The sequence below is a fragment of the Bacteroides faecium genome (genome assembly GCF_012113595.1).
Classification (GTDB): Bacteria; Bacteroidota; Bacteroidia; order Bacteroidales; family Bacteroidaceae; genus Bacteroides; species Bacteroides faecium.
In genome coordinates, this window is record NZ_CP050831.1 from 3809529 (window position 1) to 3825952 (window position 16424).

At 36.0% G+C, this 16424-nt stretch carries 14 protein-coding genes and 1 pseudogene; all 15 read left to right on the forward strand.

Translation table 11 applies throughout. From position 1 onward, the window contains the following. Window positions 1-2 precede the first annotated feature (2 nt). The 15 genes and pseudogenes from BacF7301_RS13770 to BacF7301_RS13840 all read left to right on the forward strand — a co-directional run bounded on the left by BacF7301_RS13770 (window position 3) and on the right by BacF7301_RS13840 (window position 16422). On the forward strand, window positions 3-1157 hold the full coding sequence (locus tag BacF7301_RS13770) for a glycosyltransferase (protein ID WP_167963672.1): 1155 nt from the start codon (window positions 3-5) through the stop codon (window positions 1155-1157). Between the two features lies 1 nt (window position 1158). Next, entirely contained in the window at window positions 1159-2364 is a 1206-nt protein-coding gene (locus tag BacF7301_RS13775) for a glycosyltransferase (protein WP_167963674.1), read from the forward strand. After that, entirely contained in the window at window positions 2361-3386 is a 1026-nt protein-coding gene (locus BacF7301_RS13780; protein WP_167963676.1) for an acyltransferase, read from the forward strand. The genes BacF7301_RS13775 and BacF7301_RS13780 overlap by 4 nt, the downstream gene beginning before the upstream one ends. Before the next feature lie 5 nt (window positions 3387-3391). Next, entirely contained in the window at window positions 3392-4123 is a 732-nt protein-coding gene (locus BacF7301_RS13785; RefSeq protein WP_167963678.1) for a glycosyltransferase family 32 protein, read from the forward strand. Between the two features lie 133 nt (window positions 4124-4256). Further along, window positions 4257-5225 carry an EpsG family protein gene (locus BacF7301_RS13790; protein ID WP_245208239.1) on the forward strand — a complete coding sequence of 323 codons (969 nt, stop codon included), beginning with the start codon at window positions 4257-4259 and terminating at the stop codon, window positions 5223-5225. Between the two features lie 21 nt (window positions 5226-5246). Next, window positions 5247-6155, forward strand: coding sequence for a glycosyltransferase family A protein (locus tag BacF7301_RS13795; protein WP_209319448.1), 909 nt, complete (start codon window positions 5247-5249; stop codon window positions 6153-6155). Between the two features lie 6 nt (window positions 6156-6161). Then, the gene (locus tag BacF7301_RS13800; protein ID WP_167963682.1) at window positions 6162-7250 is read left to right on the forward strand and encodes a glycosyltransferase; all 1089 of its coding nucleotides are present in this window, start codon (window positions 6162-6164) and stop codon (window positions 7248-7250) included. After that, on the forward strand, window positions 7243-8298 hold the full coding sequence (locus BacF7301_RS13805; RefSeq protein ID WP_167963684.1) for a glycosyltransferase family 2 protein: 1056 nt from the start codon (window positions 7243-7245) through the stop codon (window positions 8296-8298). The genes BacF7301_RS13800 and BacF7301_RS13805 overlap by 8 nt, the downstream gene beginning before the upstream one ends. Then, window positions 8295-9442, forward strand: a pseudogene (locus tag BacF7301_RS13810) (glycosyltransferase family 4 protein). The gene BacF7301_RS13805 and the pseudogene BacF7301_RS13810 overlap by 4 nt, the downstream one beginning before the upstream one ends. A gap of 626 nt (window positions 9443-10068) precedes the next feature. Beyond that, window positions 10069-11202 (forward strand): glycosyltransferase family 4 protein, encoded by a 1134-nt coding sequence (locus BacF7301_RS13815; RefSeq protein ID WP_167963686.1) that lies wholly within the window; start codon window positions 10069-10071, stop codon window positions 11200-11202. A 25-nt stretch (window positions 11203-11227) separates the two neighbouring features. Continuing rightward, a complete protein-coding gene (locus BacF7301_RS13820) occupies window positions 11228-11842 on the forward strand; it encodes a sugar transferase (protein ID WP_167967207.1) in 615 nt (204 codons plus the stop codon). Between the two features lie 12 nt (window positions 11843-11854). After that, complete coding sequence (locus tag BacF7301_RS13825) at window positions 11855-12865, forward strand: NAD-dependent epimerase/dehydratase family protein (RefSeq protein WP_167963688.1); 1011 nt, start codon at window positions 11855-11857, stop codon at window positions 12863-12865. 10 nt (window positions 12866-12875) lie between these two features. Next, window positions 12876-14111 (forward strand): type III PLP-dependent enzyme domain-containing protein, encoded by a 1236-nt coding sequence (locus BacF7301_RS13830; RefSeq protein ID WP_167963690.1) that lies wholly within the window; start codon window positions 12876-12878, stop codon window positions 14109-14111. Between the two features lie 3 nt (window positions 14112-14114). After that, the gene (locus BacF7301_RS13835) at window positions 14115-15122 is read left to right on the forward strand and encodes an ATP-grasp domain-containing protein (RefSeq protein WP_167963692.1); all 1008 of its coding nucleotides are present in this window, start codon (window positions 14115-14117) and stop codon (window positions 15120-15122) included. A gap of 34 nt (window positions 15123-15156) precedes the next feature. Continuing rightward, a complete protein-coding gene (locus BacF7301_RS13840) occupies window positions 15157-16422 on the forward strand; it encodes a DegT/DnrJ/EryC1/StrS family aminotransferase (protein ID WP_167963694.1) in 1266 nt (421 codons plus the stop codon). Window positions 16423-16424: the final 2 nt, after the last annotated feature.

The following is a 16424-nucleotide window of genomic DNA, read 5'->3' on the forward strand; positions in this document are numbered from 1 at the left end:
TAATGAGAAGGAAAATATTATTTTTTATAGAATCTTTGGCAGGTGGAGGAGCAGAAAAAGTTTTAGTAACATTGCTAAAGAAATTAAACTTAAGTAATTATGATATACAATTAGTCACTTTAGTTGATACGGGTATATATTTAAATGATATAAAAAATTTAGATATATCGTATACTTCTATTTTGGGGACAGGAAAAGGGAATTTTCTTCAGAGAATAAAGTACAAAATTAATTATAAGCTTATGTATAATTACTTGCCTCCAAAATATGTTTATAACATTTATTTACCAAAGAAGAGTGATGTAGAAGTTGCATTTGTTGAGGGGTATGCAACGAAAATTTTATCTGCATCTTCAAATAAGAAAGCTTTGAGGGTTGCTTGGGTGCATACTGATTTGATGGAAAATGCGTGGCCTTTACAGCAGCGAATTTATAAGAACTGGGAAGAGGAAAAGAAAGTGTATCAAATATTTAATAAGGTTGTGTGTGTGTCGGATTCTGTTAAAAAAGTAATGATTTCATACTATGGCTTAAATAATGTGGTGCGTATATATAATATAGTTGATTCAGAGATTATAAAAGATAGATCTTTGGAGAAAACTAATTTGTCCATAAATAAAAATGTTTTTAATATGATTTCTATTGGAAGGCTAGTACCTCAGAAAGGATATGATCGTTTAATAAAAATTTGTGTAATGTTACGAGATGAATTGGAGGTTCGGTTTCGTTTATATTTAATAGGAGAAGGAGAAGAATGTGATAATTTGCAATCTCTAATTTTAAAAAATAAACTGGGAGAATACGTAACTTTATTAGGTTTTAAGAAAAATCCGTACATATATCTTGCTCAAATGGATCTTTTTGTATGTTCCTCTAGATGTGAAGGATACAGTTTAGCTATTGCTGAGAGCATGGTTTTAGGGATTCCTGTTGTCAGTACTGATTGTTCTGGTCCCAATGAATTGTTAGCTTTTGGAAAATATGGATTATTATGTGAGAATACAGAAAATGGACTGTATAAAGCCTTAAAACAATTAATGACTAATAAAAATATGCTTTTAAAGTACAAGTTATTGTCACAAGAACGAGGGAAAATGCTTAATGTGGATAGTTTATTGAGAGATGTGGATAATCTTTTTAGAAAGAATGTAATATAGTGTGAATTTGCGTATTTTAATAGTTATTCATTATTTAGAAATAGGTGGGGCGGAACGTAGTCTATTAGGATTATTGAATGCAATAAATACTCAAAAATGTGATGTGGATTTGTTTATTCATCAGCATACAGGAGAGTTTATGCCACTAGTTCCACGGAACGTTCATTTATTAAACGAAAATAAACGATATGCATCCATTGAAGCTCCAATGAGACAGGTCTTGAAGAGGGGATATTGTGATATTATTCTGGCTCGATTGTTGGCGAAGTGGAGGTGTAGAAACTATGTCAAGAAGAATAATTTAAAAGATGGTTCTTCTATTTTTCAGTATGTGGCAGAGGCTGTTACTCCTTTGTTATCATCTCTTCATCAATATGGAGAATATGATTTGGCGATAAGTTTTTTGACTCCTCATAATATTGTATTAAATAAAGTGAAAGCTAAAAAGAAAATAGCTTGGATTCATACAGATTATTCTACAATACAAGTGAATGCTGTTCAGGAACTGAAAATATGGAGACAATATGATTACATTGCATCTATATCAGAGGAGGTAACCACTGCTTTTTTGAAGACTTTTCCTTCCTTAGCAGATAAAATTGTATTGATTGAGAATATTCTTTCTTCTGTATTTGTTCGTGAACAAGCAGAATTGCAGAATGTTATGAATGAGATGAAGGTGGAAGAAGGGACAGTGAAGCTTTGTTCAGTGGGACGTTTCACTTATCCGAAGAATTTTGATAATGTTCCTTATATTTGTAAGAAAATATTAGAACAGGGTGTTGCGGTGAAGTGGTTTATTGTTGGATATGGGGGAGATGAATCATTGATTAAACAGTCTATTCAGAAGTGTGGTATGGAGGATTATGTAATTTTATTAGGAAAACAAATAAATCCTTATCCTTATATAAAAACATGTGATATATATATACAACCTTCCCGATATGAGGGGAAGGCAGTGACTGTGAGAGAGGCTCAAATTCTTTGCAAACCCGTAGTGATAACAAATTTTCCTACAGCAAAGAGTCAGATACGTGATGGGATAGATGGGGTAATTGTCCCATTAGATAATGATTCTGCTGCAAGGGGGATTGTGGATTTTATTAAGAATATTTCTTTGCAACGAGAGTTTGTTAATTATATGAAAACTCATGATTATGGTAACGAAAGCGAAGTTGTAAAAATTTACAATCTGACAGAAGGATGATAAGAGAGCGGAGTTATTATTTAGATATAATTAGGACCTTGGCTTGTATTATGGTAATTGTGATGCATTCTCCTATTCCAAATACAGATGAAGAAAATAGTTTGCTGTTGGGAGCTATAAGTTATTTTACAGCTCCTTGTATTGGATTATTTTTTATGGTTTCTGGAGCTTTATTACTACCGATTAAAGATACTCCTAGTTTATTTTTAACAAAACGTTTAAATAAAATAATCTATCCTACATTATTTTGGTCTTTATTTTATGTTCTTTGTAATTTGATAACAGGAAAGATTGAAAATTTAGATCTTGTTAAATCATTATTAGGATTACCCTTTGCAGCGCAGGGGAATGGTGTTCTTTGGTTTATGTATACTTTGATCGGACTCTATCTGTTAACTCCTATTTTAAGCGCATGGATAGAAAAAGTTAATGAAAGGATGATTAAATTGTATTTATTATTTTGGACTGTTACGCTTTGTTATCCATTTATCCGTTTGATATTGGACATTCCATTGAAAGAGGAGAATATATTTTTTTATTTTTCAGGGTATGCAGGTTATTTCTTATTGGGATATTATTTGGATAATTATAACAGAAAGGGCATTAGAAAATCTGGGTGGAAATATTTTTATATGGCTGTTGGGAGTTTAATTGTATTTCTTCCACCAATACTGTGTAAGATGAATGATTGGAACATTGATTTTTATTTTTTGTTTTGGTATCTTTCTATAGGAGTATCTATAATGTGTATCGGTTGGTTTGTCATGATTCAGAGTATCCCCTTATTCAGAAAAAAGAATATAATAACATGTGTTTTGACTGATTTCTCAAGAATGTCATTTGGTATTTATTTAATTCATATTTTTATAATGCGGTATATATTATGGGAGTGGGGAATATTACGATCGCTTCCGTATATTGTACAAATTCCTTTGTGTACAATATCTACTGTTTTATTATCCTATTTGGTGGTTAAATGGATATCGAAGTTTCCTTTTAGTAAATATATAATAGGCTGTTAAGTGTTATGATTCCTAAAATAATTCATTATTGTTGGTTTGGCGGAAATCCATTACCAAAATCTGCACAAAAATGTATTGATAGTTGGCGGAAATATTTTCCTGATTATGACATAAAAGAATGGAATGAAGATAATTTTGATATTGCTATTATTCCTTATACAAAGGCTGCTTATGAAGCTAAAAAATATGCTTTTGTAAGCGATTATGCTCGTTTTTGGGTGTTATATCACTATGGAGGTGTATATTTTGATACAGATGTAGAGGTAGTAAAATCTATGGAGGACATATTAAATAGGGGAGGCTTTATGGGTTGTGAAATAGATCAACCGGAAACTTTCGCAGTGGCACCAGGATTGGGTATTGCTATTGAGCCACATCATCCGTTGTATCAGTATTTATTGGAAATGTATAATGGATTACCTTTTTATTTAAAAAATGGTGAGATGAATCCGCTTGCAATAGTGCGTATTACGACTGCGGCTTTACTAAAATATGGATTACAAAGGAAAGCTTGTATTCAGGATGTTCAAGGTATAACAGTTTATCCAGCAGATTATTTTAATCCTTTGGATGATGCCACTGGACGTTTAAAAATAACTCCTAATACAAGAAGTATTCATTGGTATTCAAAAACATGGATTCCTACATCACCTTTAAAAACTAAATTAATCCGTTTGTGTCATCGCTATTTTGGAGTTAACTGCTTTTCGGCAATTAAAAGTATCTTGAAAAAGTAATTTCATGCTTTCTGCACAACATTATTATCCGTTTTTTATTTATTCAGTTTTATTATTGTCTATAGTGCAATGTATAAGTTTACAGTCTACTTCTCAATATGCATTACTTTCTACTAGAAAAGGTATAGGGGGGATGGTAGTGTATTGTATTGCTTTTATTATTCTAGTAGGTCTGAGACCTGTATCTTATCATTTTGGAGATACGGTGAGTTATGCACATATGTATTATGGTTATCAGCGTGGCACAACATTGTGTGACCCCGAATCCTCGGAGTGGCTATTCAATGGAATGATGTCGAGGGCTTCACATGTGATGAATGTGCAATATTTCTTTTTAATAATCGAATTCTTTTATATTGTCCCTATGCTTTGGGCGTGTATGCGTTTGGTTTCTAAAAATGGAAGTATAGCCATGTTATTCTGTTTAGGGGCTTTCTCATTCTTTTCATACGGAGTCAATGGTATTCGTAATGGGATGGCATGTAGTTTGATATTATTGGCTTTGTCTTTTGTCTTGGGAACAAAGAAGGAAAAGATTATAGCTGGAGTACTGTGTTTCTGTGCCTACAATATACACCATTCTACTGCATTGCCTATTCTGTGTATGATAATCGCCTATGTTTATAGAAACACTCGCATGGTGATGTATTTTTGGTTGTTCTCTATAGTTGTAAGTTTGGTAGCTGGTGGAATAGTGGAGAATTTCTTCTCTGGTTTAGGGTTTGACGACCGACTGAATGGATATATCAATAGCCATCAATATGACGATTCTTTTAGTAGCACAGGATTTCGGTGGGATTTCCTGCTTTATAGTGTGATGCCTATCTGGCTAGGATGGTATGTGATATTCAAAAAGAAGATAGTGAGTCAGAATTACCAATTATTGCTCAATACATACATTCTATGCAATGCTTTTTGGGTCATGCTTATTCGTTCTTCTTTTTCTAATCGTTTTGCTTATTTGTCTTGGTTTATGTATCCATTAGTATTGGCTTATCCATTACTAACTTTACCGATATGGAAAGATCAAGGGAAGAAAACGGGAATGATATTAATGGCACATGTGTTATTTACATACTTTATGTGGTTAATTAAAGGTTAAAATGATAATTGTAGACTAATAATGCAAAAGAAGACACTGACTATTTTTACTCCTGCTTACAATCGTGCACATACTATTGGGCGGACGTATGAAAGTTTATGTAGGCAGACATCAAAGGATTTTTGTTGGTTGGTGGTAGATGATGGTTCTGTAGATAATACGAAAGAATTGGTAGCAAAATGGATTAAGGAAGATAAAATTCCTATTCGTTACATCTATCAACAAAATCAGGGGATGCACGGAGCACACAACACTGCTTATCGAAATATAGATACGGAACTGAATACATGTATAGATTCGGATGATTATATGCCGGATGATGCAGTGGAAAAGATTGTTTCTTTTTGGAAAAAATATCGTTCGGAGAAGTATGCTGGTATTGTAGGCTTGGATAAAGCGCATGCAGGTGGAATTATAGGTACAGAATTTCCGTTGGAGATGACAGAAACCACTTTACAGGGATATTATGAGCAAGGGGGAAAAGGTGATAAGAAAATAGTATATCGTACAGATGTTATATGTAAATATCCTGAGTATCCTATTTTTGAGGGAGAAAAATATGTGGGGCTTGCTTATAAATATATGCTGATCGATCAAGATTATACATTGCTTACAATAAATGAGCCTTTGGTGATTGTAGACTATCAAGATGATGGTTCTAGTATTAATATGTATAGGCAGTACTGGAATAATCCCAAAGGATTTGCGTTTTTTCGAAAAACAGAAATGCAGGTAACGCATAGTTTGAAAAGAAGATTTATTGTATGTGTACATTATGTATCCAGTTCTATTATAAGTCGAAACAAAAGGTTTATTAAAGAAAGCCCGAATAAGTTGATGACTGTATTAGCAATTCCGTTTGGATACCTATTGTATAGGATGATAAAAAGGAAAGTGGCTAAAAATAAAAAAATTCAAAAACCGATATAGATAATAGTGAAGATACTTCAGGTTATAACTTCCATGAATATTGGAGGTGCGGAAAAGTTAATAACAGAGATTACTCCTTTATTGAGGGATAAAGGGCATCAAGTGGATGTGCTTTTGTTTGATGGAACAGAAACGGCTTTTAAGCAGAATTTGTTGGATAATGGGATATGTGTATATGAGTTTGGTAAAGGTGGTTCGGTGTATAATCCGTTGTACATCTTTAGATTGCTACCCTTTTTGAAGAAATATGATATTGTTCATACTCATAATACTGCACCACAGTTATTCGCTGCTATAGGTAGCGTGTTATGCTCGGTGGTGCTTGTCACCACCGAGCATACCACCGCCAACCGCAGACGCGGTTGGCGGTGGTATTGGCTGATAGACCGGTGGATGTATAATCGTTATCAGTCAGTTATCTGTATTTCTGATGCGGCAGAAAATAATTTGAAGAAGTATCTTGACCATTATCATACCAATATAACTACTATTTATAACGGGGTCAATTTTCAGAGTTTTATAGATGCGAAGGCGGAAACGGCATTGAAAAAACAAACAGTTGGGAAGGCTGTGGTAGTAATGGTCGCAGGATTTCGTTACCAAAAAGACCAAGATACTTTAATTAAGGCATTTGGATATCTTCCAAAAGATAAATATGAATTATGGTTGGTCGGAGATGGAGAGCGAAGACAGATTTTAGAACAGTTGGTTGATGAAAAGAATCTAAAAGATAATGTTCGTTTTCTTGGAGTGAGGAATGATATTCCACAGATTTTGAAGGCTGCGGATATAGTTGTGATGTCCTCTCATTTTGAAGGTTTATCTTTGTCGAGTATTGAAGGAATGGCAGTTGAAAAGCCTTTTCTAGCAAGTGATGTAGATGGATTAAGAGAGATTACTATGGGGGCAGGTATTTTGTTTCCACATGGTGATGTACGGCAATTAGCAAAGGAAATTGAGCAATTAATGGACGATAGAGAATATTATAAAACCGTAGCTGATAAATGCATGAAACGAGCGAAGAAATATGATATTTTTAAGATGGTGGATGAGTATGAGAAAGAGTATAAGGTTTTAATTAATGAATATGTGTAAAAAAGTCAACGAGAGGGAGCCTCTAATATCTATTATAGTAACTGTATATAAGGTAGAAAAGTATATCGCTCAATGTGTTTTGTCACTTATAAAGCAGACTTACAAGAATTTGGAAATCATATTGGTCAATGATGGATCACCAGATAATTCATTGAAGATTTGTAAAAAGTATGCAGAGAAAGATAATCGAATCAAAATTGTAGATTTGGTGGAAAATCAAGGGCTTAATAGAGCAAGATTTCAAGGAATGAAAGTAGTATCTGGAGAGTATATTATGTTTGTTGATTCAGATGATTTCATTTCTTTGGATGCAGTAGAAACACTTTATGGTGCAATGAACAAAACCGGAGCGGATATTGTAGAAGGAAACTTTGTGAGAGTCTATGATAGTTGGGGAATTATTAAACGAAAAAAGGATAAAAATGTGATGGAGATCACACAACCGGAATTGTTTTATGACTATTTCATAACGTTCTTTGGCGTTAATATGTTAGGTGTTCAGTTATGGGGCAAGCTGTATAGAAAAGAGTTATTTGAAGTGTCAAAAGTGAAGCCTAATAGATTTAGAATGGGAGAGGATCTGATAACTAATATGCAGATTTTCCCTTATGTAAAGAAATATGTGGTTTTGAATGATAATGTTTATTATTATCGGTATGGTGGTATGACTTCAAATTTTAATCCCACTTTGTATTATGATCTTAAAGAACAGTATTATTTAAAAAAGGAAATGATTGAAAAATATGAATATAAAAAGGGAGAACGTTCGGCAAAAATTGAGATGTGTAATGTGTTATGTTCTAATTTAATACAAATGTATCGATTTGGAAAAACAGAGAAAGAAGTACGTTCATTTATTGTGAAAGAAATAGTGATGGGATTTGTAGATGAAATTACTATAGGAATAGAATATGATAAAGAATCTTTCACCTATTTGAAGAAGAAAGATATAGAGAGCTTATTAATATACTGCCGAAAGGTGGCTGACGAAAAGAAAACATTGAGATACGTTTTTAATAAACTGTTTCCGTTGTTACGTTTTATATGAGAAAACTTATTCGTATTTCTACTGTTCCCACTTCTTTAAATACTTTTTTAAGAGGACAACTTGAAATGTTATCTTTTCATTTTGAGGTCGTTGCAGTTTCTTCTCCTGATGTAGAACTTGATGAATTAGGAAAGCAGGAAAGGGTACGTACAGTAGCTGTTCCGATGGAACGGCATATTTCATTGTTACGTGATTTTATTTCTTTGATTCGCCTGATAATGTTCTTTGCTAAAGAACGACCGTACATTGTTCATTCCATGACTCCTAAAGCAGGATTACTTTCGATGATTGCTGCATGGATCACCCGTGTCCCTGTCCGTATGCATACTTTTACAGGACTTGTGTTTCCAACAGCTACAGGAATGATGCAGAGGCTTTTAGTTATGATGGATCGTATCACGTGTTATTGTGCCACTTATATTAATCCTGAAGGCGAAGGGGTAAGCGGGACTTGCAACGCTTTCGGATTACTTCAAAGCCGCTGCATATAATAGCTAATGGTAATGTACGGGGAGTAGATATGAGTTATTACAATCGTACTCAAGAGGTGATGGAGAAAGTTTCCAGAATAAAGCAAAAAGGAACTTTTATTTTTTGCTTTGTTGGGCGTTTAGTGAAAGATAAAGGCATTAATGAGTTAGTATCTTCTTTTGCTAAATTATACGAGAAGAGAGATGATGTCCGGTTAATGTTAGTAGGTTCTTTTGAAGAGAATCTTGATCCGTTATTGCCTGAAACGATGGACTAAATCAAACATTATACTGGTATTTTATATATGGGGCAGCAACAAGATATACGTCCTCATTTGGCAGCATCCGATGTATTTGTATTTCCTTCTTATCGGGAAGGTTTTCCGAATGTTGTGTTGGAAGCTGGTGCAATGGGATTGCAATTTATCGTGACGGATATTAATGGAAGCAATGAATTTATTATCCCAAATATAAATGGGGTAATTATTCCTTCACGAGATGAAGGGGTACTCTATAGCGTCATGAAAGATTTTGTGGAACAGCCGAAAATGGTAGAGCGTATGGCTGCAAATACTCGCCAACTGATTGCTTCACGTTATGAGCAAAAAATGATATGGGACGCGTTGTTGAAAGAATGTCAGCTGTTGATTGAGAAATGTGGGGCTCTAACGTAGTTTTATTGCATAAGAATTTGTAGTTTTCTCTTTACTTGCGACAGGAGTGGAAGTTCGTCATATTCTACTTTCTCCTAATGTTATTTATTACATAATAGATGGTAGCGAATTTGTAGTTACAGCTTAGCCATACAGTGAGTGCTTACAATCAAATTGGAACTAGCTAAAGGTGTAATAAAGTTGAATTCTGAACCTTCACTTCCTTCACGAGGAGATAATTATCTGTTTAACAGATATATTCTGTGAAGAAATGAAGAAAATATCTATCCTTCACACCTTCACGGACTTTTATCTTCATGCTACAAAACTGTCGACTGACTATATTTTATTTGGTTAAATGTCTTGATATATAAGTAGACGACTATAGTTGTCCACTTTGCCGACTGTAGTCGGCTGGACGGCTGACTATAGTCGACCAAGCAGACAACTATAGTCGGCCATTGTAATGAAAGAAGCTGGGATTCGATAAGTGAAGGGTATGAAGAGTGGAAAAATACTAACTGTTCACTGTAAGTTGTTGGGAATAAATTGATTAGTATAGGGTGAAGGATGTGAATAATCAGATATATCATTCATCTGGATTTGATTGGTAAATGATAGGATAGATATTTTTTAATAATAGAAAAATGGCAAAACAGAAAATAATTCGTGCCTGCACAGTTCCCCAATCTTTGGGTTTTGTGACGGGAATGCTTCCCGATTTGCAAAAAAAGTATGAAGTAGTGTTATTGTCATCTTCTGGTCTAGAATGGGAAGAGGTACGTAGATTGCATCCTGATGTCAAGTGCATAGAGGTGGATATGGAACGTCACATTTCTCCCATCAAGGATATAAAATCTTTGTGGCGGTTGTGGCGTACATTCTGTACGGAAAAACCGAAGATGGTGCATTCAATGACTCCAAAAGCGGGTTTGCTTTGTATGCTTGCGGCTCGGATGGCTGGTGTACCTGTACGTGTGCATACCTTTACAGGTTTAGTATTTCCTACTTCCATTGGGCTGAAAAAGAAAATATTGATGGCAACAGACTGGCTTACTTGTGCTTGTGCTACACATATCATTTCCGAAGGGGAGGGGGTAAAAAATGATTTGTTGAACAATGGCATTACTAAAAAGCCCATTAAGGTATTGGGATATGGCAGTTGTCGAGGTATTGATCTCGAACGATTTAATAAAACCTCAGAGGTAATGGAACGAGCCGTACAGCTGCGTAAAGATGGTATTTGTACTTTTATCACTGTGGGACGTTTGGTTGGTGATAAAGGGATCAATGAATTGGTTGAAGCTTTTGTTAAGCTAAATAAAGAAAATGATGATACACGTTTAATCCTTGTAGGGTGTTATGAAGATAATCTTGATCCTCTTAGAATGGAAACATATAAATTGATTGACAGTTGTGATGCTATTGAATATGTTGGTCAGCAAAATGACGTACGTCCTTGGTTGGCAGCTTCAGATGTTGCTGTGCTTGCGTCTTATCGAGAGGGATTTCCAAATGTGGTAATTGAAGCAGGTGCTATGGGGCTTCCTCAAATAGTTACTGATATAAATGGTGCACGAGAAATCATTATAGAGGGTGAAAATGGAATTATTGTTCCTTCAAAAAGTGTTGGGGCGCTCTATAATTCCATGAAGCGTATGCTCAATACAGGTTATCGTAATTTCTTGGCTGGGAATGCTCGCAAGTTGATTATGTCAAGATACGAACAGGGTTATGTGTGTCAGTGCCTATATGATTTTTATGAAGAAATATTAGATTAGAATCTGCGACATGTCAGTAAACTATATGTATAAATATTTTTTTAAGCGTATTATAGACTTCTGTATAGCTTTCGTTGTTTTAAGTGTATTGGCATTGCCTTTGGTGATTGTAACCCTGTGGCTTCATTTCGCCAATAAAGGTGCCGGAGCATTCTTTTTTCAGGAGCGTCCCGGAAAAGATGGCAAAATCTTTAAAATAGTTAAGTTCAAAACCATGACCGATGAGCGTGACGCTAATGGTATCTTGTTACCTGATGAAATGCGTTTGACAAAAGTCGGAAAATTTGTGCGTTCAACTTCCATTGATGAATTTCCACAGTTTTGGAATGTGCTGGTTGGGGATATGGCTTTAATAGGTCCTCGTCCACTGTTACCAAGATATCTTCCGTGGTATACAGAAGAAGAAAAGCATAGACATGATGTCAGGCCTGGAATAACAGGTTATGCACAATGTCATGGTCGTAATGCCGTGACATGGGATGATAAATTGGCGATGGATGTGTGGTATGCAAATCATGTTTCACTGAGTACAGATTTGAAGATAATATTTAAAACTATCAAATCGGTACTAAAAAGGGAATCTGTAGAAGTTACCGGGGTAGAAGCATTAGATACATATAGAAAACGAAAGGGTAAATAACTTTTATATAAAATGAAAAAGGCAATAGTTTTAGGCGCTACAGGTCAACTTGGATGTTATAGCGCACTTTCTCTTAGTGAAAATGGCTATGAAGTTATAGCTGTAGGGCGAAGGAATTCGGATGGGGGCTTTTATGCCACAAAAGGAATAGAGTTCATTGGTGGCTTTGATATAGCTAATGAAAAGTCATTTGAACTTCTTCCAAACAATTATTTTGATGTTGTAGTGAATATGGCAGGAACTATGCCTGCTCATGCTGATATGAATATGATGCCATATGTTCAGAGTATTATAGTTGGTGCAGTCAATCTTTGTAATTGGATGAAGCAAAATGGTAGTAAACGAATTGTGTTTAATACGACACCAAGCGATGTTGCTGAACATTGGGGAACAACGGAACCAATAGATGATGATGCTATTCGCTCATTTCCTAAGAATGGAAATGACCATGCTGTATATGCTATTTGTAAAAGAGCAGCTACTGATATTCTGGAGCACATGAAGATTGTCAATGGTTTTGAACCTTGTGTATTTAGACATTTTATGGTGTATGGCTGGCATCCGGACGCATATTACTATCTTAATGGTGAAAAGAAAATGTTGCCATGGAGATATATGATTAGACGCTGTATAAACGGACAAGGTATAGACATCTATGGTGATTCTTCACGTTTGAAAGAGTTGTTATATATAAAGGATTTTGCCGCAGCTGTTGTTAGGGCGGCAGGCACACATATATGTGGTATTTTTAATCTTCCGGGATATAAGCCATATTCTTTAGATGAGATGGTTGATGGAATTATGAAAACTTTTGCAACAGAGGGTGCAAAGAAGGCACATAAACCTGAAATGCCAGATACACCACAGATATTATTATCTGGTAAAAAAAGTTTGGAAGTATTAGGATGGAAACCGCGGTGGACTTGGGAAGCTGCTTGTGATGATATGAAACAGGAACTTCTATCAAATCCTGTAGAACTAATGTGGGGCCCAATTGAGGAGGCTGATAAAATAAAGAATTGATATACTTTATATGAACTTTGTACAATTAGACAAAATCGCAAGAAAACATGGTACACCTTACTATTTGATGGATGGTGGCATGTTTTTAGCTAATATTAAAGCTTTTCAAGAGGCCTTCAAACCGAGATATAACAGACTGATTGTTGGTTATTCGTTTAAGACTAATTATGTGCCTGCGTTATGTAAGATAGCGAAGGAGGCAGGATGTTATGCCGAGGTCGTTTCTGAAATGGAGTATGTATTGGCAAAACGATTAGGTTTTGAGCATATCATATTTAATGGACCGATAAAAAAAGAGTCTGTTCTAATTACAGCCTTAAAAGATAAGGCCGTAATAAACCTTGACTCTGGCTATGAATTGGGTACAGTGCTGAAATATAAGTCGGAATATCCTGAAGAAGAAGTTTCGGTAGGACTTCGACTTAATATTGATCTGACTGATGAGAATGGAGTATCAAAGGTACAATGTGGTTTACGTGTAGGAAGATTTGGCTTTTCACAGACAATGATGAAAGGAATTGTTTCATTATTGCGTGATAATGGCATCAAAATAGTATCGTTACACGGTCATACTTCGTCCTCTGATAGAGCTGTTGCAAACTATAACTTGATAGTGTTACAGATGCTTCAAGTTTGTGAGTGTCTGGAATTAAATGATTTGCAATATTTTGATGTTGGTGGTGGATTCTTTGGTGCAGCAGCTAAAGGGATTGATGTAAGTAACAAGCCAAAGTATGAGAATTATGCCAATTGTATTTTAGGTGCTTGTCTATCAAATGAATGGTTTAAGCAAGTGCAGCCGGCTATTGTGATAGAGCCTGGAGTATCTGTGGTAGCAAATGTGTTCAGTTATGTATCAAAAATCTTTCAGGTGAAAGAAATTGCGAAACAAAAGTTTTTGACGACGGATGGAACAGTCTTTGATATTAAACCTACACTTCATAGTAGCAACTTACCTCATATATTTTATACAAAAGAATGTTGTAATAAAACTTGTATTGCTAACCTGGTGGGGTCTACATGTATGGAGAAAGATGTGATTCTTAAAGAGGTTGAGGTTCCGGAAGGCATTGAATATGGTGATTATGTGAAAATTGATGGTGTGGGGGCGTATACAATTGTACTTACACCGACTTTTATAAATTTCATATCACCTATAATAGGTGTCATGGATAATGATGATAAAACCTTTATAGTACGACGTCGGCAAACAATTGACGATGTTGTAGCTTTATATACATTATAGTTTATGAACATACTGTTTACCTGTGCAGGTCGTCGTCGTTACCTGCTGAAGTATTTCAAGGAAGTTATTGGAGAGGGTGGCAACATTGTCGCTACCGATATGCAGTTAAGTGCTCCCGCGCTTACGATTGCTGATGTTAAAATTCAGGTGCCTCGTGTATATGCAGAAGATTATATTCCCAAAACATTGGAGATATGTAAGGAACAGAAAATTGATGTTCTTATATCACTCAATGATCTGGAGTTGCCCATTTTGTCAAAATGCAAGGCAGATTTTGAGGCATTGGGAGTGAAGGTTATTGTATCTGACCCCAATGTGATAGATGTCTGTTTTGATAAGTATAAGACCGCAGGGTTTATTGAAAGTCTTGGGTTGAAGACACCTAGAACATATGTGGATTATAATGAAGCGGTAGCTGCCATAAAGGATGGTGAATTGAAGTTCCCCCTCATTATTAAGCCTCGTTGGGGATCTGGTTCTATTGGTTTAGAATTTGTAGATGACTTAGAGGAACTTGAAATGGTATATAAACTTGAACGTAAGAAAGTGATGAAGTCTATCCTTGCTACTGCATCGGTCGATGATAACTTTCTGTTGATTCAAGAGGTTATCAAAGGTCCTGAATATGGCTTGGACATTGCAAATGACCTAAAAGGTAAGTATCGTGGTGTATCTGTAAAACAAAAGTTAGCTATGCGCAGTGGTGAAACAGATAAAGCTATAACTGTTGATAATGCCAAAATTCGCGAGATTGGAGCTACAATTGGTAGGGCTCTGAAGCACATCGGAAATCTTGATTGTGATGTGTTGGAACGTGATGGTGAGTTTTATGTGTTGGAACTGAACCCTCGTTTTGGTGGCGGTTATCCTTTTTCACAGGAGGCTGGTGTAAATATGCCTAAAGCTATTGTTGCATGGGCGCAAGGTGAGGATGTTGCCAATGAGATGTTTTTCCCAAAATATGGTAAGATGTTCTCGAAGTGCGATATTCTACTGAATGTAGGCGAATGATTAAAATTGTAAGGTATAAACAGCGTATAAGATTATGAGTTACATTCCTGAAAAAACAATTTATCTATGTCTTGCTCACATGAGCGAAGACGGAATAGAACAGAAATATGTAAAGGAAGCATTTGATACCAACTGGGTGGTTCCTTTGGGACCTAACGTAAATGCTTTCGAAGAAGATTTGAAGAACTTTGTAGGCGGACAGAATGAGGTTGTTGCACTTTCGGCAGGTACGGCAGCTGTTCATCTGGCATTGATTGGCTGTGGTGTTCAGGCGGGTGATGAAGTACTGGTACAAAGCTTTACCTTTTGTGCTTCGTCTCATCCGATAACTTATCTTGGTGCAAAGCCTGTGTTCATTGGCTCCGAAAAGGATACTTGGAACATGCATCCGATATTATTGGAGGAGGCTATAAAAGATCGTATCGCCAAAACCGGTAAGAAACCGAAGGCTATTGTTCCTGTGGCACTTTATGGTATGCCTTACGATTGCGAGAAAATCATGGAGATTGCAAACAAATATGAGATACCTGTTGTTGAGGATGCCGCAGAGGGATTTGGTAGCAAATTCGATGGTAAGGTGTTGGGTACCTTTGGAAGGTTTGGTGTGTTGTCATTTAACGGTAATAAGATGATAACCACATCGGGTGGTGGTGCTTTGATTTGCCGGAATGCAGAGGACAAAAATACTATTATGTGGTATGCGACCCAAGCTCGTGACGCTTATCCTTACTATCAACATACAGCTATCGGTTATAATTATCGTATGAGTAACATTTGTGCCGGTATTGGTCGTGGGCAAATGACTGTTGCGGATGCTCATATTGCTCACCACAAGTATGTTCAGGCATTGTATGAGGAACTGTTGAAGGATGTGGAAGGTGTTCATATCCACAAGCAGCCTGTGGATTCGCGCTATGATTCTAACTTTTGGTTATGTACGGCCACTATTGACCCAGATGTAAAGATTGTTGGTCAGGAGAATGCTTATAAGGAAGTTGTTAAAACGGCTGTAGGTGGTGCTGCCGGTGTGATCAAGGCTGTAGATAGTGCCACGACTGATTGTCAGCCTAATGAGAATGTGGAGGCACTCCGTGTATTCATGCTTTCCAAGAGGATTGAGGCACGTCCTGTATGGAAGCCGATGCACAAACAACCGGTTTATGCGGATGCTCCTTTCTATACGAACGGAGTAGAAGAGGAAATCTTCAAAGTTGGATTTTGCCTTCCTGCCGGACCGTATGTGACTGATGATGATGTGTATTATATCGTAGAGAAAATAAAAGAAGCGATTGTGAAATAATA

Excerpts from the sequence above, each read along its gene's own strand:
- BacF7301_RS13820 (WP_167967207.1), top strand. The coding sequence starts at position 11,228 with ATGTATAAATATTTTTTTAAGCGTATTATAGACTTCTGTATAGCTTTC.
- BacF7301_RS13825 (WP_167963688.1), top strand. The coding sequence starts at position 11,855 with ATGAAAAAGGCAATAGTTTTAGGCGCTACAGGTCAACTTGGATGTTAT.
- BacF7301_RS13795 (WP_209319448.1), top strand. The coding sequence starts at position 5,247 with ATGCAAAAGAAGACACTGACTATTTTTACTCCTGCTTACAATCGTGCA.
- BacF7301_RS13835 (WP_167963692.1), top strand. The coding sequence starts at position 14,115 with ATGAACATACTGTTTACCTGTGCAGGTCGTCGTCGTTACCTGCTGAAG.
- BacF7301_RS13830 (WP_167963690.1), top strand. The coding sequence starts at position 12,876 with ATGAACTTTGTACAATTAGACAAAATCGCAAGAAAACATGGTACACCT.
- BacF7301_RS13790 (WP_245208239.1), top strand. The coding sequence starts at position 4,257 with ATGGTAGTGTATTGTATTGCTTTTATTATTCTAGTAGGTCTGAGACCT.
- BacF7301_RS13840 (WP_167963694.1), top strand. The coding sequence starts at position 15,157 with ATGAGTTACATTCCTGAAAAAACAATTTATCTATGTCTTGCTCACATG.
- BacF7301_RS13770 (WP_167963672.1), top strand. The coding sequence starts at position 3 with ATGAGAAGGAAAATATTATTTTTTATAGAATCTTTGGCAGGTGGAGGA.
- BacF7301_RS13815 (WP_167963686.1), top strand. The coding sequence starts at position 10,069 with ATGGCAAAACAGAAAATAATTCGTGCCTGCACAGTTCCCCAATCTTTG.
- BacF7301_RS13780 (WP_167963676.1), top strand. The coding sequence starts at position 2,361 with ATGATAAGAGAGCGGAGTTATTATTTAGATATAATTAGGACCTTGGCT.
- BacF7301_RS13785 (WP_167963678.1), top strand. The coding sequence starts at position 3,392 with ATGATTCCTAAAATAATTCATTATTGTTGGTTTGGCGGAAATCCATTA.
- BacF7301_RS13805 (WP_167963684.1), top strand. The coding sequence starts at position 7,243 with ATGTGTAAAAAAGTCAACGAGAGGGAGCCTCTAATATCTATTATAGTA.